Annotated in this window: 17 protein-coding genes; 9 read left to right on the forward strand and 8 right to left on the reverse strand. The window is 68.5% G+C overall.

Annotated features, from left to right (window positions below):
* Positions 1-6: 6 nt before the first annotated feature.
* Positions 7-1695: an MmpA family trehalose lipid delivery protein gene (locus tag AWC18_RS13195; protein ID WP_085139093.1), complete on the forward strand. Its 1689-nt coding sequence runs from the start codon at positions 7-9 to the stop codon at positions 1693-1695.
* Here the strand turns inward: AWC18_RS13195 and AWC18_RS13200 are convergent.
* The 3 genes from AWC18_RS13200 to AWC18_RS13210 form a co-directional block, all read right to left on the reverse strand.
* A complete protein-coding gene (locus AWC18_RS13200; protein WP_085139017.1) occupies positions 1692-2468 on the reverse strand; it encodes a PhzF family protein in 777 nt (258 codons plus the stop codon). The genes AWC18_RS13195 and AWC18_RS13200 overlap by 4 nt on opposite strands.
* Positions 2469-2891, reverse strand: a complete 423-nt coding sequence (locus AWC18_RS13205; RefSeq protein WP_064997439.1) for a thiol-disulfide oxidoreductase DCC family protein — start codon at positions 2889-2891, stop codon at positions 2469-2471.
* 201 nt (positions 2892-3092) lie between these two features.
* The gene (locus AWC18_RS13210) at positions 3093-4247 is read right to left on the reverse strand and encodes a glycosyltransferase family 4 protein (protein WP_085139018.1); all 1155 of its coding nucleotides are present in this window, start codon (positions 4245-4247) and stop codon (positions 3093-3095) included.
* 109 nt (positions 4248-4356) lie between these two features.
* On the opposite strand from AWC18_RS13210, the gene AWC18_RS13215 reads away from it, so the two are divergent.
* The 3 genes from AWC18_RS13215 (at position 4357) to AWC18_RS13225 (ending at position 7491) form a co-directional block, all read left to right on the forward strand.
* Positions 4357-5127, forward strand: a complete 771-nt coding sequence (locus AWC18_RS13215) for a class I SAM-dependent methyltransferase (protein WP_085139019.1) — start codon at positions 4357-4359, stop codon at positions 5125-5127.
* Positions 5128-5181: 54 nt separating this feature from the next.
* Positions 5182-6654 carry an aldehyde dehydrogenase gene (locus AWC18_RS13220; RefSeq protein ID WP_085139020.1) on the forward strand — a complete coding sequence of 491 codons (1473 nt, stop codon included), beginning with the start codon at positions 5182-5184 and terminating at the stop codon, positions 6652-6654.
* 66 nt (positions 6655-6720) lie between these two features.
* The gene (locus AWC18_RS13225; RefSeq protein WP_064999207.1) at positions 6721-7491 is read left to right on the forward strand and encodes a hypothetical protein; all 771 of its coding nucleotides are present in this window, start codon (positions 6721-6723) and stop codon (positions 7489-7491) included.
* Here AWC18_RS13225 and AWC18_RS13230 read toward each other — a convergent pair.
* Genes AWC18_RS13230 through AWC18_RS13240 form a run of 3 tightly spaced genes read right to left on the reverse strand, consistent with a single transcriptional unit; the run spans position 7488 to position 10858 of the window.
* Positions 7488-9323: an acyl-CoA dehydrogenase gene (locus tag AWC18_RS13230; protein ID WP_085139021.1), complete on the reverse strand. Its 1836-nt coding sequence runs from the start codon at positions 9321-9323 to the stop codon at positions 7488-7490. The two genes, AWC18_RS13225 and AWC18_RS13230, sit on opposite strands and share 4 nt — an antisense overlap.
* A 51-nt stretch (positions 9324-9374) precedes the next feature.
* Complete coding sequence (locus tag AWC18_RS13235) at positions 9375-10001, reverse strand: S1 family peptidase (protein WP_085139022.1); 627 nt, start codon at positions 9999-10001, stop codon at positions 9375-9377.
* On the reverse strand, positions 10001-10858 hold the full coding sequence (locus AWC18_RS13240; protein WP_234806522.1) for an arylamine N-acetyltransferase family protein: 858 nt from the start codon (positions 10856-10858) through the stop codon (positions 10001-10003). The genes AWC18_RS13235 and AWC18_RS13240 overlap by 1 nt, the downstream gene beginning before the upstream one ends.
* Positions 10859-11021: 163 nt before the next feature.
* Here AWC18_RS13240 and AWC18_RS13245 point away from each other — a divergent pair, with 163 nt between their 5' ends.
* Both AWC18_RS13245 and fadD12 read left to right on the forward strand, forming a co-directional pair.
* Entirely contained in the window at positions 11022-11762 is a 741-nt protein-coding gene (locus tag AWC18_RS13245; protein ID WP_234784545.1) for a 1-acyl-sn-glycerol-3-phosphate acyltransferase, read from the forward strand.
* Between the two features lie 5 nt (positions 11763-11767).
* Entirely contained in the window at positions 11768-13402 is a 1635-nt protein-coding gene (gene fadD12, locus AWC18_RS13250; protein WP_085139024.1) for an acyl-CoA ligase FadD12, read from the forward strand.
* Positions 13403-13404: 2 nt separating this feature from the next.
* Here the strand turns inward: fadD12 and AWC18_RS13255 are convergent, their stop codons facing one another.
* Positions 13405-14823, reverse strand: a complete 1419-nt coding sequence (locus AWC18_RS13255) for a WS/DGAT/MGAT family O-acyltransferase (RefSeq protein ID WP_085139025.1) — start codon at positions 14821-14823, stop codon at positions 13405-13407.
* A 44-nt stretch (positions 14824-14867) separates the two neighbouring features.
* Positions 14868-16100: an alpha/beta hydrolase gene (locus tag AWC18_RS13260; RefSeq protein ID WP_076047086.1), complete on the reverse strand. Its 1233-nt coding sequence runs from the start codon at positions 16098-16100 to the stop codon at positions 14868-14870.
* Between the two features lie 88 nt (positions 16101-16188).
* Here AWC18_RS13260 and AWC18_RS13265 point away from each other — a divergent pair, with 88 nt between their 5' ends.
* Genes AWC18_RS13265 through AWC18_RS13275 form a run of 3 tightly spaced genes read left to right on the forward strand, consistent with a single transcriptional unit; the run spans position 16189 to position 19310 of the window.
* The gene (locus AWC18_RS13265; protein WP_085139026.1) at positions 16189-17082 is read left to right on the forward strand and encodes an alpha/beta hydrolase; all 894 of its coding nucleotides are present in this window, start codon (positions 16189-16191) and stop codon (positions 17080-17082) included.
* Positions 17083-17085: 3 nt separating this feature from the next.
* The gene (locus AWC18_RS13270; protein ID WP_085139027.1) at positions 17086-18144 is read left to right on the forward strand and encodes an acyl-CoA dehydrogenase family protein; all 1059 of its coding nucleotides are present in this window, start codon (positions 17086-17088) and stop codon (positions 18142-18144) included.
* Positions 18145-18146: 2 nt separating this feature from the next.
* Entirely contained in the window at positions 18147-19310 is a 1164-nt protein-coding gene (locus AWC18_RS13275) for an acyl-CoA dehydrogenase family protein (RefSeq protein WP_085139028.1), read from the forward strand.
* Positions 19311-19321: the final 11 nt, after the last annotated feature.

The raw sequence follows: 19321 nt of genomic DNA on the forward strand, positions 1-19321 counted from the left end.
CGCGCGGTGGTGCGAGCCAGGCGCTGGATCGCGCCGTGCTATGCACTCGGGTTGACGCTGCTCATCCTGGCGCCCCTGCTGCGCCCGGGTTATCTGCTGTTGCGAGACGCGGTCTCGACGCCGCGGTCCTACCTCAGTGACACGGCCCTGGGACTCGGCGAAGCATCACCCCGGGCACTGCCCCAAGATTTCGCGGTGGCCATCGCGTCGCATCTGATCGACGGCGGGACCGTGGTCAAGGCGCTGCTGTTCCTGGGGCTGTGGCTGGCCGGATGCGGCGCAGCACGGCTGGTGGCGATAGTCCTGCCGGAGGCGGGGCTGCCCGGGCAGTTGGTGGCGATCACCGTGGCGATCTGGAATCCCTATGTGGCCGAGCGGCTGTTGCAGGGCCATTGGAGCCTGCTGGTCGGCTACGGCTGCCTGCCGTGGGTGGCCGCGGCGATGCTGGGGCTGCGCGCCGGCGCAACCGGACTGTTCGGCCTGGTGTTCTTTCTGGCACTGGCCGGCCTGACCCCCACCGGGCTGCTGTTGGCGGCAGTGGTGGCGCTGGTATGTACGGCGGCACCGGGTTCTGGGCCGCCGCGGTGGTGGTGCGCGGCCAGCGCGATGGCGATCGCGGTCACCGCCGCGCTGCCGTGGCTGGTGGCGGTGGTGGTGGGCACGGCGTCGGCGCAGGGCGAGTCGTCCGGGGTGGCGGCATTCGCGGCCCGCGCCGAGCCCGGGCTGGGCACCCTGGGCAGCCTCGCGGGGCTCGGCGGGATCTGGAACGCCGACGCGGTGCCCGGTTCGCGGCAGACGGCTTTCGCGCTCCTGGCCACGGCGGTGTTCCTCGGGGTGCTGGGCCTGGGCTGGTCGTCGGTGCGCCACCTTCCCGCGGTGCGTCCGCTGTTGATCCTTGCGGGCGCGACGGTGCTGGTGTTCACGCTGCTGGCCACCGGGACCGGGATCTCGCTGCTGCGCTGGGCGACGGACTTCGCACCGGGGCTGGGAGTGCTGCGCGACGGCCAGAAGTGGGTGGCGCTGGCGGTGCCGGGCTACCTGCTGGCCGGGGCGGGAGCGGTCCTGAGGCTGCGGGACCGGTTGCCACCGGCGCGCGCGGCGCTGGTGTGCTGCGTCGCGCTGATCGTGGTCCTGCCCGACTTGGCCGTCGGAGTGGCCGGACGTCTCGTTCCGGTGCACTACCCGGCAGGCTGGGGGGAGGTCGCGGCCAGGATCAATGCCGATCCGCGGCCGGTGGCCGTACTGCCGGCCGACACCCTGCGCCGCTTCGAATGGGCGGGGCCGGCCCCGGTGCTCGATCCGCTGCCGCGGTGGGTGCGCGCGGAGGTGCTCATGACCGGTGACCTGACCGTTGGCGTGCTGATCGTGCCCGGCGAGGGCAGCCACGCCCGCGCGGTGCAGGAGGCGCTGTTGGCCGGGGCTGAGCCGGCCGTGCTCGGAGTCGAAGGCGTGGGCTGGGTCGTCAGGGAATCCGATGAGAGTGGCGAAATCGGTTCTGCGGAAAAAACTCTGACCCGCCTTCCCGTCGTCTACCAGGATTCCGACCTGACCCTCTACCGGGTCGGCGGCCGCGCGCCGAAGACGTCGGCCGGAACGCGCCGGGCCGCGCTGGCCGCCCACCTGGTGTGGCTGGCGATGCTGGTGGTGGGCGCGGGAGGCATGGCCGCCGAGTCACTGCGACGGCGCGTGCGCTAGCCAAGTTCCCCGCGAAAGACGGTCACGGCGTGACCGATCAAGAGGACACGGTCGCCATCAGGGCGGACCCGCAACTGCCCGCCCCGCGGTGAGGCCTGCTCAGCGGAGAATTCGTGGACCCCAAGACGCTCGCCCCACACCGCGGCAAGCGTGCAGTGCGCGGAGCCAGTCACCGGATCCTCAGGCAGCCCGAAGCGAGGCGCAAATACCCGGCTCACGATGTCGGCGTCGCCGTCACCAACGGCCGTGATCACGACAGCGCGGGCGTCGACCTTCATTAGCGACGCCATGTCCGGCTCCAGCGCACGGACTTCGGCAGCAGATCTGGCTTCCACGACCACGTCCATGCTTCCCCGCCACACCGAACGGATGCTCACTCCCGGCAAGCCCGCCACCAACGCCGCTGTCGGCGCGTCTCCGCGCACCGGGTCCGCCGGAAACTCCATGCTGATCGCACGATCAGAGCCAGTCGTGCAGGACAGCAACCGGTCGCCGGCTTGAAAAGACTGATCCCCGCCCAGGACGTGAGCGCTGGCCAGGGTGCCTGAGCCGCACAACGCCAATTCGGCCACCGGGCTGAACCACCGCAGGGCTCTCGGACCGGCTTCCGCCTGAGCCGGCCCGATGAATGCTGTTGCCGGGCAATTGAACTCTGCTGCCACCGCCTGCATCCACGAGGTGTCGGACAGCGCGTCCAGCAGCACCACGGCGGTGGGGCTCCCCCGGAACCTGACCGCCGTGAACGTGTCGACTACAAAAGCCCGAACGGGCACCTAGGCATCCAGGAAGCGGGCACGCACGTCGGGCCCCGGGATGGGGCAGGTGTCGTACCGGCCGAACCACCGGTAGCGCACGGCGGCGAAGCGGTCGTAGAGCCAGTCACGCAGTCCCGCCGGGATGATGCGGGCCGCCAGCAGCAGCCGGAAGGGCCCGCCCAGATAGCTCAGCACCCGCAGCGCCGCCGCCGACCGGACGTCGATGCGCTCATCAGACCGGCCGGGGTTCTCCACGAAGACCATCGAGTCGATGTCCCGCAGCTCGGGATGGCGCTCGATGACGGCCTGAGCGAAGTCGCTTTCCAGCGCCGCGAACCGCAGGGTGCCGTGCCGGTCGAACCGGAGAATGCTCTGCACGGACCGATTGCAGATTCCGCAGACACCGTCGTAGAGCAGCACAGGAGCTCGGTCGTCGGTCATCCGGTGCACCTCCACATGTGTGCGCAGCCCCTTCGGCCAGTATGAAGCAGTCCGCAATCCGGCAGGACACCGACACCGGCCCGCTGTCCGCCGAGCCGGAATCTCGCGACGCACTCACCGCGTGTCGTGCAGCGTAATTCCGGCTCGGCGGGCGGCGGGCAGCTCCAACCGTGGCCGCGTACTGCTGAGGGAGCGCGAAACTCAGACCACGCCGCTGACAAGGCGCCGTTCCCGGACCGCCGTCAGCACGGTGTGCAGCCCCTCGGCGCTTTGTCGCCAGGAGAATTCGGCGCTGCGGTCCTGCGCCTTGGCGCCGAGCTGCTCACGCAGCACCGGGTCCGCCAGCAGTCGCCGCAGTTGTTCGACCAACTCGTCGCGGTCATCGACCAACATCCCGGTGACCCCGTCGACGATCGAGTCGCACAACCCGCCGGAGGCCCGGTAGCCGACGGTGGGGACACCGTGCTGGCCCGCCTCGATGACGGCCAGTCCCCAGCCCTCTTTGCGGGACGGCAACACATGCACCCACGCCTGTTGCACGAGTTCGTGTTTGGTGACCTCATCGACGTGGCCGTGGAAGGTGACCGCGTCGGTGATCCCCAGCTCCGCGGCGTGCTGCACCAGCCGGTCACCCCACCAGCCGCCGCCGATGACATCGAGGTGCAGATCCGGCACCCGGGCACGCAGCGACGCGACCGCGTCCAGCGCGTCTTCGATCTGCTTATGCGGCACCAGGCGCGACAGCACCACCACCCGCGGCGTCGGCGAGCGAGGGTGAGTCAGTGTTGCCGGCGGCGCCTCATCCAGGCCGTTGCGCACCACCGCGATGCGCTCCGGGTCCACCCCCAGCTCGATCAGGTCGCGCACCGAGGGCAACGACACGGTCAGGTATTGGTTGCGCCGGTTCAGCCAGGGCGACAACCTCGACTCCACCATCCAGCCGATCCGGCTCAACACCGGCCCGGCCACCGGCCACTGCTCGCGGTGGCAGTGGTGCACCAGCACCGCGACCCGCCGTCCGTAGATCAGCCGGGCCAGAAACGGCAGCCCGTTCTGGGTGTCGATCACGGCGTCGGGCCGCACTCCGCGCAGCGGACCGAGACCGATACGCGCCGCGGCCATCACGGCCAGCGCCCACAGGTACACCGTGTAGGGGCCCCCGCGCCGGCTGATCCGCACGCCGTCGACGACCTCATGTTTGGGCGCGCCCGGATAGCGGGCGGTGCGCAGGGTCACCGCCACGCCGGCGGCGGCCAGCTCCGCTCCTATGCGCTGCAGGTAGGTCTCGCTGCCCCCGCCCTGTGGGTGCCCGGTGTCACGCCAACACAGCAGCAGGACCGAGCGCACAGCAGACACGCCGACCAGCGTAGTCGGCTGGTTTGCCGCCCCGTCGAGACTGATGCCGCGGCACGTTCGGCCCCATCGTGCGCCCGCCTGTATCCGGGACGGGTTCTAGGCTGGCGCGGTGGCTGCCACCGACCTGTTCGCGCGACGCGCGACGCTGGCTCGTGCGGTGCGCCTGCTGTCGCAGTTCCGCTACGAACAGACCGCGCCGGCCCGGTTCTACGGCGCGCTGGCCGACGACACCGTCGCGATGGTCACCGAGTTGTGGCGGGGGCTGGGCGGGGACGATCCGGCCGACAAGACCGTGCTGGACGTCGGCGGCGGGCCCGGCTTCTTCGCCACCGCGTTCGCCGACGCCGGACTGCGCTACATCGGTGTGGAACCCGACCCCGCCGAAGTGCACGCCATGCATGCGGCCGGGTCGGCGACTTCCCCCGGCAGTTTCGTGCGGGCCTCGGGAATGGCGCTGCCATTCGCCGATGCCAGCGTGGACATCTGCCTGTCGTCCAACGTCGCCGAGCACGTGCCGCGGCCGTGGCAGCTCGGCAACGAGATGCTGCGGGTCACCCGGCCCGGCGGGCTGGCGGTGCTGTCCTACACGGTCTGGCTGGGCCCGTTCGGCGGGCACGAGATGGGTCTGACGCACTATCTGGGCGGGCAGCGCGCCGCGGCGCGCTACACCCGCCGGCACGGCCACCCGCCGAAGAACAACTACGGCTCGTCATTGTTCGCGGTGTCCGCCGCCGAGGGGCTGGACTGGGCCCGCCACACCGGCGCCCTGGTCGCGGCTTTCCCCCGTTATCACCCGCGATGGGCGTGGTCGTTGACGAAAGTGCCGGGCATCCGCGAGTTCGGGGTGAGCAATCTGGTGCTGGTGCTGCAGCCGAGATAGCGGAATGACTGCAACGTGTTCTACTCAGCCCGCCGGCTAGGTAGGGTGGCGCCCATGACCGACTCCAGCATCACCGAATACGACACCCTCTTCATCGGCGGCAAGTGGACCGCCCCGGCCACCGATCGGGTGATCGAAGTTCACAGCCCGGCCACCGGCGAGTATGTCGGCAAGGTGCCGCTGGCGACCAAGAACGACGTGGATGCGGCGGTCGCCGCCGCCCGCACCGCGTTCGACTCCGGCCCGTGGCCGTCGACCCCGCCGGCGGAGCGGGCCGCGGTGATCGCCGCTGCGATCAAGCTGATGGAAGAGCGCAAGGACCAGTTCACCTCGCTGCTGGGCGCCGAGACCGGCCAGCCTCCGCTGGGGGTCGAGACGATGCACTGGATGAGCTCGCTGGGCTCCCTGAACTTCTTCGCAGGCCCGGCCGTCGACGAGGTCAGCTGGGAAGAGGTCCGCACCGGCGCCTACGGCCAGTCCATCGTGCGCCGCGAACCGATCGGCGTGGTCGGTGCGATCGTGGCCTGGAACGTGCCGCTGTTCCTGGCGGTCAACAAGCTGGGACCGGCTCTGCTGGCCGGCTGCACCGTGGTGCTCAAGCCCGCTGCCGAGACACCGTTCACCGCGAACCTGCTGGCGCAGACCTTTGCCGACGCGGGCCTGCCCGAAGGCGTGCTGTCGGTGGTGCCCGGTGGCGCCGAGACCGGCCAGGCACTGACCTCCAACCCGGGCGTGGACATCTTCTCCTTCACCGGCAGCTCGGCCGTCGGCAAGGAGATCGGCAAGCGCGCCGCGGAACTGCTCAAACCTTGCACTCTCGAACTCGGCGGTAAGTCGGCGTCGATCGTGCTCGAGGATGTCGACCTGGCGTCGGCGATCCCCATGCTGGTGTTCTCCGGGATCATGAACACCGGGCAGGCCTGCGTGGCCCAGACCCGCATCCTGGCGCCGCGCTCGCGCTATGAGGAGATCGTCGAGGCGGTCAAGAACTTCGTCACCGCCCTGCCGGTCGGCCTGCCGGACGACCCGGGCGCCCAGATCGGCGCGCTGATCAGCGAGAAGCAGCGCGAGCGGGTGGAGGGCTACATCGCCAAGGGCATCGAGGAAGGCGCCCGGCTGGTCTGCGGCGGTGGCCGGCCCGAGGGACTCGACAAGGGCTTCTTTGTCGAGCCGACCGTGTTCGCCGACGTGGACAACTCCATGACGATCGCCCAGGAGGAGATCTTCGGGCCGGTGCTGTCGATCATCGCCTACGACACCGAGGACGACGCCGTCGCGATCGCCAACGACTCGGTGTACGGGCTGGCGGGCAGCGTGTGGACCTCGGACGTGCCGCGCGGGATCGAGATCGCCAAGAAGATCCGCACCGGGACCTACGGAATCAACTGGTACGCCTTTGACCCGTGCTGCCCGTTCGGCGGCTACAAGAACTCCGGCATCGGCCGGGAGAACGGCAAAGAGGGCGTCGAGCACTTCACCCAGCAGAAGAGCGTGCTGATGCCGATGGGCTACACGCTGGACGCCTGACCGGAGCGCGCTTCGATCAGCTCACCTTTGCCGTTGGCGCAACGGTAAGCCCCTATACTGCCGTCCGTGGGCGTGCTGGTGTGGTTTGCACCCTGGGCGGTGTATTGGGTGCTGGTGGGAAATACGCCATCAGTGATCGCGGCCGCCCTGGCGCTGGCCGTTGCGCTCACCGTGGTGATCGGCAGCCGGGCCCGGCCGGTGTCCCCACTGGGCATCGGGGCGCTGGTGACGTTCGCCGTGCTGGCCGTGCTACCGCTGGCGTTCACCGGCGCACAGCGCTGGGTGCTGGCGCTGAGCTTCGCCGGGCTGTTGACGACGCTGCTCGCCGGCATGGCGCTGGGCAGATCGGTGGTGGAGGCCGTCGTGAAGGCGGATCTGCCGGCTGCGGTCTCGCAGTCCGATCTGTTCGGCCCGGTGGTCAAGCGGGTGACAGGGATCTGGCTGGGCGCTGTGACGGCGGCGTTAGCCGCGGTGATCGTACCGCCGATCGCGTTGCCGGACGCCGCGCTGCACGACAGCCGTCCGCTGATCTACCTGTGCGACTGGGTCATTCCGTTCAGCGTCTTGGTCGCAGCGGTGATCGCATCACACATCGTGTCGGATCGCATGACCGCCGGCTTCGGGGACGCGGTCCGCAAGACGAGCTTCGTGGCCTTCGTCGACCTGGAGATCGATCAGCTGTACTACCTGGCCACCGAACACGCCAACCGTGAGGTCGGCCCCGGCGAGGAGGCCTACGGCGTCACCGTCGGCACCAAGGGAACACCGCTTTTGGGCGACGACACCCGGGTGTCGTGGCCCTCGACCTACAAAGTCCGGCAGCGGCGCAGCCCCTAGAAGGCGTCCTCGGCGAGATCCATCAACGCCAGATCCGCACTCTCGATGATGCCTCGATCCGCACCGAGGCGAGGTAACACGTTGGCCGCAAAGAACTTTGCCGCGGCGACCTTTCCTTGGTAGAAGTGCTGATCGGCCCCGGACGCGCCGTCATCCAGCGCCTTGCACGCGATCTCAGCCTGGCGCATCAGCAGCCAGCCGATCACCAGATCGCCCATGGCAAGCAGGAAACGCACCGAACCCAAGCCCACCCGATAGAGCTCTCGGGCATCCTGCTGCGAGCTGAACATGTAGCCGGTCATGGCGGCCACCATCGCCCGCGCATCGTCGAGCGCGGCGGCCAGCAGTTTGCGTGAGTCGGCCAGCTCCTGATGTCCGTCGGCACTGTCGAGCAGCGCCTCGATCTGGGCCACCAGGTGCGCCAGCGCCACACCGCGGTCGCGGGCGATCTTGCGGAAGAAGAAGTCCTGCGCCTGAATCGCCGTGGTGCCCTCATAGAGGGAGTCGATCTTGGCGTCACGGATGTACTGCTCGATCGGATAGTCCTGCAGGAAGCCCGAGCCGCCGAAGGTCTGCAGTGAATCGGTCAGGTACTGGTAGGCCCGTTCCGAACCGACGCCCTTGACGATCGGAAGCAGCAGATCGTTGACGCGTTCGGCCATCTCGGCGTCGGCGCCCGACACCTGCATGGCAACCTGCGGATTCTGATGGGCGGCGGTGTAGAGGTACAGCGCCCGCATCCCCTCGGCGTAGACCTTCTGCATCATCAGGGCGCGCCGCACGTCCGGGTGGTGGATGATCGTCACCCGCGGCGCGGTCTTATCGGTCATCTGGGTCAGATCGGCCCCTTGAATACGGGTCTTGGCGTATTCCAGCGCATTGAGGTAGCCGGTGGACAGCGTGGCGATCGCCTTGGTTCCCACCATCATTCGCGCGTATTCGATGACATGGAACATCTGCGCTATGCCATTGCGGCTGTCGCCGACCAGCCATCCTGTCGCCGGGACGCCATGCTGCCCGAAGGTCAGTTCGCAGGTGGTCGAAACCTTCAGTCCCATCTTGTGTTCCAGCCCGGTGACGAACACCCCGTTGCGCTCGCCCGGCTCCCCCGTCTCGGGATCCGGCAGGAACTTGGGCACCAGAAACAGGCTGAGTCCTTTGGTGCCCGGGCCGGCGCCCTCGGGGCGGGCCAGGGTCATATGCATGATGTTTTCGAACACGTCGTCGGTGTCGCCGTTGGTGATGAATCGCTTGACGCCCTCGATGTGCCAGGTGCCGTCGGGCTGCTCGATGGCTTTGGTGCGGCCGGCTCCGACGTCAGAGCCGGCGTCGGGCTCGGTGAGCACCATGGTGGCGGCCCAGTTCCGCTCGATCGCCATGGAAGCCCAGTGCCGCTGCTGCTCGTTGCCCAGCCCGTAGAGAATGTTGGCGAAGATCGGGCCGGCCATGAAGATGAACACCGCGGGATTGGCACCCAGTGCCAGTTCGTTGATCGCCCAGGCCACCATCGCCGGCGCCGGGACCCCGCCGACCGCCTCGTCGAGCCCGATGCGGAACCACTCGGCCTCCTTCCAGGCCCGCAGCGACTCTTTGAAGGGTTCGGGCAGTGTCACGTGGTGGGTGGTCGGATCGAACACCGGCGGATGGCGATCACTGTCGGCAAAGGACTCGGCCACCGGGCCCTCGGCCAGCCGGGCGGCTTCGGCCAGCATCTGGCGCACGGTGTCGCCGTCGAGATCTCCGAACGCGCCGTCGGCCAGACATTGCTCCAGCCCCAGCATTTCGAACAGGTTGAATTCCAGGTCGCGCACGTTGCTCTTGTAGTGACCCATAGGTTCCAGCATGCACCTTGACGAAGCGCAGGTCGCCAAAATCGCAACGTTCTAACGCACTACGTGTAAACCCCACTGGCGAAGGAAAGGATTCAGCAGGACGAAGTCGGTGGAGTACTCGTCGTCCACCGGTCCGCCCATCAGGAGACCGACCGCGCTGACCGTGCCGTCCGGGTTCACCACATAGCCGGGGCTGCCGCTGTCGCCGATGGAGCTGTACACGTCGGTCTCCACCAGGTTGCCGATGATGGCGGCGACCTCACCGCAGGTTTCACCGGTCTGGGCACCGATCTTGCAGACCGTCATCCCCACGTGAATCTGATCGGCGCTCAGCACGTCGGCCACCGAATAACGGCCGCCGACTTTGGGGTTGGGCCGGCCGGCGGCCGGGTCGAGCCGGATGATCGCGGCGTCGCGATCCTCGCCGTTGTTCTCACTGGCGGTGATCCGGCCGAGCGGCGTCTCGAAGGCGTCGGTCCACTCCGCGCCGTCATGGGAGTCGCAGTGACCGCTGGTCAGCAGGTAGTAGTCGCCCTCGTCGTTTTGGGTGACGAAGCCCGCCGTGCAGCTGCTGTTGTCGTCCAGCACCTCGATACCCGGCATCGGCGCGGCCGACGCGATACCCGCCAAGGCCAGTCCTGCGACCGCGACAGCGCCCACCGACGCGAACTTGACCATCAGCTGTCCAGCACCGACGCCACTTTTGCCTCGACATCACCCAAACCGGTCAGATCGATGCCGAAACGGTCGGTCAGCTCCACACACACCTGCGCAGCGTCGTCGAACCGAATCCGCTCGGTTCCGCCGCTGGCGTGGATCGCGAGATTGCGACCGCGCAGGTTCCAGCGGGCTTCGTCGGTCACCAGCGCAGCGCTGAGACCTGCGACGAAATTCGATTCGGGGTAGGTGGACACATACCAACTGCCGACCTGCATGTCGATCAGCGGCCGGGGCTGTAGTCCCAGGATGTACAGCGGCCGCCAACGTTGGCCGATCAGCGTCTTCAGCACAAATTCCTGCGCCTCGCTGCCCCGGCTGGACAGCCGGAACGGCTCGTGGGAGGTCTGCGCAACCTCGCCGGGAACCATCGGGATCGGCGCAGTGGGCGTCTGCCCGCCGAATCCCACGTCGACGAGATAGGGGCGGCCCGTCCCTGGGATCGTCACCGCCAGGGCCTGGTGGGTCTGGGGAGACGGCGGCCCGTCCAGTCCCTCGGGACTCATCCACACCACGCGCGCGGCCAGCCGCTCGGCTGCGAAACCGAGCGCGCACAGCACCTCGCGCATCAGGTTGTTGTGCTCGTAGCAGTAGCCGCCGCGGCGCTTCGCCACCAGCTTGGCGCTCAGTGCCGCCGGACTGAGGTCGATCACCGGCACACCCATCAACGGGTCGAGGTTCTCGAAGGGGATGCGACGGACGTGCGCGGACACCAGCGCGGTCAGCGTCTCATGCGTCGGCTCGGTGCCACCGCGATAGCCGATGCGGTCGAAGTACGCCTGCAGATCGATGCGGAGCTCCCCTCGACTACTCGTCAACAGTGCGCTGATGGTATCCACCACCGGCCCTGAGCCGGTAACATGGACAAAACTAGAACACGTTTCAATTGAGGGGGCCGCGGTGGACACACCGGACGACGACTGGTCGGACAACCAGCCACGGCCCATCACGAAGTGGGACCCGAGCCTGACCGAACGGGTCATGGGCCTGTTGCGGCCGTTCATCAAGGGCTACCACCGGGCCGAGGTGCGCGGCCTGGAGTCGTTCCCCAACGGCGGCGCCCTGGTGGTGTCGAACCACTCCGGTGGCCTGTTCGCGATGGACGTCCCGGTGTTCGCCACCGGTTTCTATGACAAGTTCGGCTACGAGCGGCCGGTCTACACGCTGAGCCACGACCTGATCTTCACCGGCTTCACCGCCGACTTCTTCCGCAAGACCGGGTTCATCCCGGCCAACCACGCCAACGCCGACGAGGCGCTGCGCTCGGGCGGCGTGGTGGTGGTCTTCCCCGGCGGCGACTACGACGTCTACCGGCCGACGTTGGAAGAGAACAAGATCGACTTCGGCGGCCGCAAGGGCTACATCCGCGCCGCGATCAACGCCGGTGTGCCGATCGTGCCGACGGTCGGGATCGGCGGGCAGGAAAGCCAGTTCTACCTGACCCGCGGCACCGGGCTGGCCAAGGCGCTGCGACTGGACAAGCTGATGCGGGTCAAGATCCTGCCGATCTCGTTCGGCTTCCCGTTCGGCCTGTCCGCAGTGTTGCCGGTCAACCTGCCGCTGCCGACCAAGATCGTCATGCAGGTCTGCGAGCCGATCGATATCGTCGCCGAGTTCGGCGAGGATCCCGACATCGACGTCGTCGACGCACACGTGCGGTCTGTCATGCAGAAGGCGCTGGACAAGCTCGCGGACGAACGCCGTCTGCCGGTCCTGGGCTGAGCGGGATGGGCCTGTTCGACACCCTCAGCCGGGTGGGCTCCATGCTGGCCACCTTCAGCCGGGCCGGGCTGTTGGCGCCCATGCGCCCGGACAAATACCTCCGGATCGCCCTCGCGGCGGCCGCTGAGGGCGGCACCACCACTACCGGTATCGCTATGGCCGCGAGGCGGTGCGGTGACCGCGCGGCGATCATCGACGAGCACGGCACCTGCACCTACGCCGAACTCGACCGGCGGTGCAACGCGCTGGCCGCCGGCCTGCAACAGCTGCCGGGACGGACGCCGCAGGCGATCGCGCTGATGTGCCGCAACCATCGCGGCTTCATCGAGGCACTGGCGGCCGCCAACCGGATCGGCGCCGACGTGCTGCTGCTCAACACCAGTTTCGCCGGGCCGGCATTGGCCGAAGTGGTTGCCCGTGAAGGTGTCGACCTGATCTTCTACGACGAAGAGTTCACCGCCGCAGTCGATCTGGCGGTGCCTGCCGATTCGGGATGCACCCGGGTGGTGAGTTGGACCGACATTGAGGTCACCGGCCTGACGGCAGACGAGTTGATCGATGCCAACGCCGGACGCCGACCGGACAAGACGTCCCGAAACGGCAAGCTGGTCATGCTCACCTCCGGAACCACCGGCACCCCCAAGGGCGCACGGCGCTCCGGACGCGGCGGAGGCGGGATCGCCGACCTGCAGGCGATCTTCGACCGAATCCCTTGGCACACCGAGGAAACCGTGGTCATCGCCGCCCCGATGTTCCACGCCTGGGGGTTCTCCCAGCTTGCACTGGCACTCACCATGGCCTGCACCATCGCCACCCGACGGAAGTTCGATCCCGAAGCGACCCTGGCGCTGGTCGAGTCCAACCACGCGGCCGGACTGTGCGTCGTGCCGGTCATGTTCGACCGGATCATGGCGTTGCCGGACGAGGTTCGAGCCCAATACCCATGCAAGTCACTGCGGTTCGCGACGGCCTCTGGTTCACGGATGCATCCCGCCGTGGTGACGGCGTTCATGGACACCTTCGGTGACGTGGTCTACAACAACTACAACGCGACCGAAGCCGGCATGATCGCACTGGCCACGCCGGAAGACCTGCGCTACTCGCCCGACACGGCCGGCCGTCCGGCTCCGGGAAGCCAAATCCGAATCCTGGACGCCGATTTCGCGGAGGTTCCCGACGGCGTGACCGGGCAGATCTTCGTCCGCAACTCCTCACAGTTCGACGGCTACACCGGCGGTGATTCGAAGTTGTTCCACGACGGCTTCATGGCGTCCGGCGACTTGGGTTACTTCGACAGCACCGGAAGGCTTTTCGTGGTCGGCCGAGATGACGAGATGATCGTCTCCGGGGGCGAGAACGTCTACCCGATCGAGACCGAGCAGTCGCTGATCAAACATGGCGCGGTCGCCGAAGCAGCCGTGCTCGGGGTCGACGACGCCGACTACGGACAGCGGCTGGTGGCCTTTGTGGTGCTGGCGCCCGGGGCCTCCGCGTCACCCGACGAGCTGAAGCAGCACGTCCGGGAGAATCTGGCCGGCTACAAGGTGCCGCGTGACATCACCATCATGGATGCGCTGCCCCGCAACAACACCGGCAAGGTGCTGCGTCGCGAACTTCAGGCGCTGGCCGCGTCCGACTGAGCTCAGGCCGGGGCCATCGCCGTTTCGACGGTGGTGAGCTGCTCGGAAAGTCCGGCGGCACGGCGGATGTCGACGAACTCGTTCACCAGGGCGGTCGTGACCTCGTGCGGGTCTTCAAAGGTGGCGCCGTCGGTCAGCACCGAGATGTTGAGCTGGTCCACATAGCTCCACACGGTGATGTTCAGACCGCTGCCGGCGGTCAACGGCCCCACCGAGTAGATCTCGGTCACCAACGCACCGCCGACCCTGCCGCGCTCGCGCGGGCCGGGAACATTGGAGATGTTGAGGTTGAGAACCTTGTTCTGACCGTCCTTACCCGACAGCCAGCGGAACAATGACTCCGCCGGCGCCGGCGGCAGGTATGCCGACCACCGGCTGACCAACTCCGGCCCCACCAGGTGGTGGGCCTCTTTGGCCAGATCCGCCGCCTCCCGGGCCTGGGCGACCCGCTCCCGGACGTCGGCCACATCGACCGGCAGTGCCACCAGCACCCCGGAGAACCGGTTGCCGGAGATCCGGTCGGCGGAGAAGTCGAAGCTCATCGGCACCGACGCCAGCAGCGGGTGATCCGCCTTCCCGTCGTAGCGCAGCAGCAGCGTGCGCAGTGCCCCGGCAGAGATGGCCAGGACCAGGTCGTTGATGGTGACCCCCAACTGCTTGCTGGTCACCTTGATGTCCGCCAGCGCCAGCGTGGCGGTGGCGAAGCGGCGTTCCGGCGTCAGCACGTGGTTGAGAAAGGTCGGCGGCGGGGTGAACGGCCTGGTCAGATCGGCGGAGAGCTTGCGGCTGCTGCGCCGGACTCGTCCGATGCCGGCTGCGGTGTAGCGGATGGTCCCGGGGATCTTGCCCATCTGCCGGAGATGGTCGCGGAACGCAGAGCGCACCAACTGTCCGCCGGTGGGGGCGGGGTCGGGTTCGTAGGAGTCGAGTTCCTGCTGCGGGCCGGCCACCAGGTCCATACCGCGGGCCATCAGATTCGCCGACGCGATCCCGTCGGCCAGGGCGTGGTGGATCTTGCCGACCACCGCGATCCGGTTGTTTGCCAGCCCGTCGATGAAGTACATCTCCCAGAGCGGCCGGCTACGGTCCAGCGGCGTGCTGGCGATCTCGCCGATGGCCTCGTCGAGCTCGCGGCGACCGCCCGGAGCGGGCAGTGACCACGGCCGGATGTGATACGCCAGATCGACTTCGCTGTTCTCCCGCCACATCGGGTGGTGGAATTTGCCGGGAATGTCCACCAGCTGATACCGGAATGGATCCAACTTGTAGAGCCGGCCGTGGATCACCCGCCGGAAGGCCTCGACGTCAAACCCCTGGCGGTCGGCGTCCAGCTCGATCACCGCGATCTTCAGGGTGTGCATGTGCACGTTCGCCGTCTCGCTGTACAGCAAAAGCGCGTCCCACCCGCTGAGCCGCTTCACCCCACACCCCTCGCCATGCACGGACCCTACCGTGGCGTGCGGGCTCAGATGATCTGTTTGCTCCCCACTGTGACGCGGTCGCGGTGAATCTGGTTGAGGAACAAACCGATTGCCGTGCTCATGGCACCGGTGCGGGCACCGTCGGTCATGTCGAAACCGTGCCCGGCGCCCGGCAGCTCCAAGTAGCCGACCTTGGCGCGCGACACTTCCCGCAGTCGATCAGCGAAGCTGCGGGCCTGCTGCACCGGGATGACGGTGTCGGCGCTGCCGTGCACCACCAGGAACGGCGGCGCATCCGAATGCACCCGCGCGATCGGCGAGGCCTGCCGGTAGATGTCCTGGTGACGACGCATCGAGCGACCCACCACCACCCGTTCCAGGAAGTCGACGAACGCGGCCCGTTCGGCGGTGGAGCGGTCCTCCCAGTCGTAGCGGCCGTAGATCCCGACCACGGCGTCCACCGAGGTGTCCCCACCGGCGGGCAGATGGTCGGCGTATTCGGCGTCACGGTCCGCGCTTCCGGTCAGCCCGGCCAGGGCGGCCAGATGACCGCCCGCCGAAGCGCCCGCCACGGCCACGAAGCCACGGTCACCACCGAATTTGTCGACGTTGGCGCGAGCCCAGGCGATCGCGGTCTTGACGTCGATGACGTGGCTGGGCCACCGGTTGTGCGGTGCGACTCGGTAGTCGATCGACAGGCACACCCAGCCCTGCTCGGCCAGATGGGACAGCAGCGCATACCCCTGCAGCATGCGGCTGCCGTGCACCCAGGCGCCGCCGGGGACGTAGATCAGCACCGGCGCAGGCCCGCTCGGCAGGTCACGGGACCGCCACACGTCGAGCACCTGTGCGGGGTCGCTGCCGTACCGCACCCCGGAGCGGTAGATGTGCCGACGGTGCTGCAACGCCTTGACCACCGGCGGAGCCTGCTCCGGCTCGGGCCAGTCGATGTCGAGGTCGGCCGCCGAGACCACCGGGCGTAGCGCGGCATCGCTGACCACCTGGGTCTGCTCGCGCTCCTGCCTGCGGATGGCTGCGGCACCGGGAGCCAGCCAGGACTTGGCGGCGCTGGAGAAGAACTCCGGCATATGGCGGGTGCCCCACACCCCCATCGCGGTCATCCCGCCCAGGGGTTCCAGGTGCTTCCCGACCACCGGCAACGACGCTGAGGCCACACTGAGCGCCAGCAGGTAGTCGGTCGGCCGGGCTCGCCTGAGCCAACGCAGCCGGCCGGCCAGGTTGAGTCCGGTCACCGGGGTCTGCGAGCTTCCCGTCATTGGCGCAGGGTACCGCGTTCGAGGCGGTCGCGACCGCAACCGGGTGGGCTGCTGTCCGGGCGAAACCGGAGCCCGCGATACTGAGCCGGTGGTGAGCATCGGGTTCCATCCAGATCTGCGTCGCGCCGCCCGCGTCTTGCCGCGCGGCGGGGTCGGGCCGGCAACCATGCCCGTCGTGCGCCGACTCACGCAACTACAGGGCCGGCGCACACCGGCCGACGTCGAAGTCTTGGGCCTGCCGTCGGGGGCCACGGTCCGGATCTTTCGGCCGAAGAATCCGCCAGCCGGCCCCGCGCCGGCACTGCTGTGGATCCACGGTGGCGGCTACGTCATCGGCACGGCCGCCCAGGATGATCGGCTGTGCCGCAGATTCAGCGCCGAACTGGGCGCCACCGTGGCGTCGGTGGACTACCGGCTGGCGCCCCAGCATCCCTACCCCGCCGCGCTGGAGGACTGCTGGGCAGCCCTGACCCTGCTGGCCGGTCTGCCCGGGGTGGATAGCGCGCGCATCGCCGTCGGGGGTGCCAGTGCCGGCGGCGGGTTGGCCGCCGCCCTGGCGCAGTGGGCCGCCGACCGCGGCGAGGTCTCCCCCGTCCTGCAACTGCTGGTGTACCCGATGCTCGACGATCGCAGCGCGGCGCTGCCGGCCCATCGGGGCTTCCGATTGTGGGGGCCGCGGAGCAACCTGTTCGGCTGGACCGCCTATCTGGGCGACGCGGATCCGCAGGTCGCGGTGCCGGCACGGCGCGCCGACCTGAGCGGGCTGGCCCCGGCCTGGATCGGGGTCGGCACCTTCGATCTGTTCCACGACGAAGACCTGGCCTACGCGCAGCGACTCCGCCAAGCCGGCGTGCCCTGCGACGTCGAGGTCGTGTCCGGCGCCTTCCATGGTTTCGACCTGCTGATGCCGAAGGCGCCTGTCTCGCGACAGTTCTTTGCCAGCCAATGCGCGAGTCTGCGCAACGCCTACGAGAAAGGCTGAGACGTGTCTGGATCCACCCGGGAAGAGCTGCAGGCGCTGCGCAGCGCAGTGGCCGAGCTGATGAGCAAACGCTCACCCGACGACGACGTCTGGAACGAGTTGGCCCAAATGGGTCTGCTCGGCCTGCTGGTGCCCGAGCAGTTGGGCGGCGCCGGAGCCGGACTGGTCGAGGTCGAAGTGGTCGCCGAGGAGCTCGGTCGGGTGCTTTACCCCGGCCCGTACCTGTCAACAGCGGTGCTGGGCGTGAATCTGCTGCTGACCCTCGACGACCAGCAAGAGGCCGAGGCAGTGCTGCCGGCCGTCGCAGCCGGACGCACCCGGGTCGCGGTCGCCTTCGCCGAGGGCGATTCTGCCCGCCCGCCCGCAGCCCCGGCCACGACCGCCCGCGGCGGGACGATCTCCGGTGAGAAGCGGTTCGTGCTCGACGCGGCCACCGCCGACCGGCTCTATGTGCTGGCCGACGCCGAGGAGGGTGCCGGGATCTTCGCCGTCGACCCGGCCGGCCCGGGCGTGACGGTGGAACCGCTGACCACGGTCGACCTGTCTCGTCGGCTGTGTCGCGTCCGGTTCGACGACGCCCCGGCGACCCTGGTGGGTCCGGCCGGTGGTGGGGTCGACGCATTGACCACGGCCCTGGACCGTTCTGCGGTGGCGCTGCTGGGCGAGCAGGCCGGTGCGGCCCGGTTCGCGTTGGAGATGGCCCGCGACTACGCCAAGACCCGGTTCCAGTTCGGCCGTGCCATCGGCAGTTTCCAGGCGGTCAAGCACATGTGCGCCGACATGTTGTTGGAGGCCGAGTCGGCGGTGTCGGCCGCTCGCCATGTGGCTGCCGCCGGCCAGCAGGGAGCTGCGGACTGGACCGCGGATCTGGCGCTGGCTCAGGCCTATTGCTCGGATGCTTTCGTCTATGTGGGCGCCACCAACATTCAGGTGCACGGCGGAATCGGGTTCACCTGGGAACACCCGGCGCACCGGTATCTGCGCCGGGCGCGCAGCGATGCCCAGCTCTTCGGCAGCCCCTCCTGGCACCGTGAGCGCCACCTGCAAGAGATCGGAGCCTAGAGATGACGCGTCCCGACCCGCGCGACGACGATGCCCTTCGCCAGGAAGTCCGGGAATGGCTGGCCGCCAACTGGTCACCGGACACCGACCGTGCCACGTTCGCCGAGGCGGTGCTCGCCGCCGGATGGACCGTTCCGAGCTGGGAGCCGGAATGGTATGGCCGGGGCCTGACCGATCGCCAATCCCGCCTGGTGTCAGCCGAATTCGCCGCGGCTGGCGCTCCCGGCAGCGGCCATGACCGAGCCGACCTGTTCGCCTGCACAATCCACGACCGCGGCACCGATGAGCAGAAGCGCCGCCTGTTGCCCCCGGCGCTGCGCGGGGAGAGCAAATGGTGCCTGCTCTACAGCGAGCCCGGCGCAGGATCTGACCTGGCCGGTCTGCGCACCCGCGCCGAGCGTGACGGTGACGACTGGGTAGTCAACGGCCAGAAGGTGTGGACGTCGTTTGCGACCACCGCCGACTACGGGTTGCTGGTGGCGCGGACCAACCCGGATGTGCCCAAGCACAGCGGGATCACGTTTTTCATGCTGCCGATGCGCCAGCCCGGCGTGGAGATCCGGCCGATCCACCAGATCACCGGTGAGTCGGAGTTCAACGAGGTGTTCTTGACCAACGCCCGGGTTCCCGACGCCAACCGGATCGGCGAACCCGGCGAGGGGTGGTCGGTGCTGCAGGTGGCGCTGGGCTACGAGCGGCGTCTGATGGGTGATGTCGCGCGCACCGCCCGACGCAAGGAGAAGTCCAGCGGGTTGGTCGACTTCGCCCGCGACGCCGGTCGCCTCTCGGACTCGCATATTCGTCAGGAGATCGCCCGTATCCAGGCGCTGACGACGGTGAACCGGTGGAACAACCAGCGCGCCAAGACCAGCAAGGACTTCGCTGAGTCGGCCACCCTGCTGGCGCTCGGCAAGATCGCCATGTCGCGCATTCTGCACGAGACCGCCCGGGTCCAGACCGAGATCGTCGGCGTCGAGTCGATGCTCAGCGGTCCGGACAATCCGGTCGGCGACGGGGTGACCTTCCGGGCGCTCAACGCCTACTTCACCTCGATCGGCGGCGGCACCGACCAGATTCAGCGCAACATCATCGGCGAGCGGGTGCTCGGGTTGCCGAAGGAACCGGACCCCTACCGCGACGCCCCGTTCCGGGACCTACCGCACTAAACCACCGGCGA

The organism is Mycolicibacter nonchromogenicus, assembly GCF_002101775.1.
In the GTDB taxonomy this organism is placed as follows: Bacteria; Actinomycetota; Actinomycetes; order Mycobacteriales; family Mycobacteriaceae; genus Mycobacterium; species Mycobacterium nonchromogenicum.

Bases quoted from the DNA above. Each gene is read 5' to 3' on its own strand.
- AWC18_RS13205 (WP_064997439.1), bottom strand. From the start codon at position 2,891: ATGACCGACGACCGAGCTCCTGTGCTGCTCTACGACGGTGTCTGCGGA.
- AWC18_RS13220 (WP_085139020.1), top strand. From the start codon at position 5,182: ATGACCGACTCCAGCATCACCGAATACGACACCCTCTTCATCGGCGGC.
- AWC18_RS13230 (WP_085139021.1), bottom strand. From the start codon at position 9,323: ATGGGTCACTACAAGAGCAACGTGCGCGACCTGGAATTCAACCTGTTC.
- AWC18_RS13235 (WP_085139022.1), bottom strand. From the start codon at position 10,001: ATGGTCAAGTTCGCGTCGGTGGGCGCTGTCGCGGTCGCAGGACTGGCC.
- AWC18_RS13245 (WP_234784545.1), top strand. From the start codon at position 11,022: ATGGGCCTGTTGCGGCCGTTCATCAAGGGCTACCACCGGGCCGAGGTG.
- fadD12 (WP_085139024.1), top strand. From the start codon at position 11,768: ATGGGCCTGTTCGACACCCTCAGCCGGGTGGGCTCCATGCTGGCCACC.
- AWC18_RS13260 (WP_076047086.1), bottom strand. From the start codon at position 16,100: ATGACGGGAAGCTCGCAGACCCCGGTGACCGGACTCAACCTGGCCGGC.
- AWC18_RS13275 (WP_085139028.1), top strand. From the start codon at position 18,147: ATGACGCGTCCCGACCCGCGCGACGACGATGCCCTTCGCCAGGAAGTC.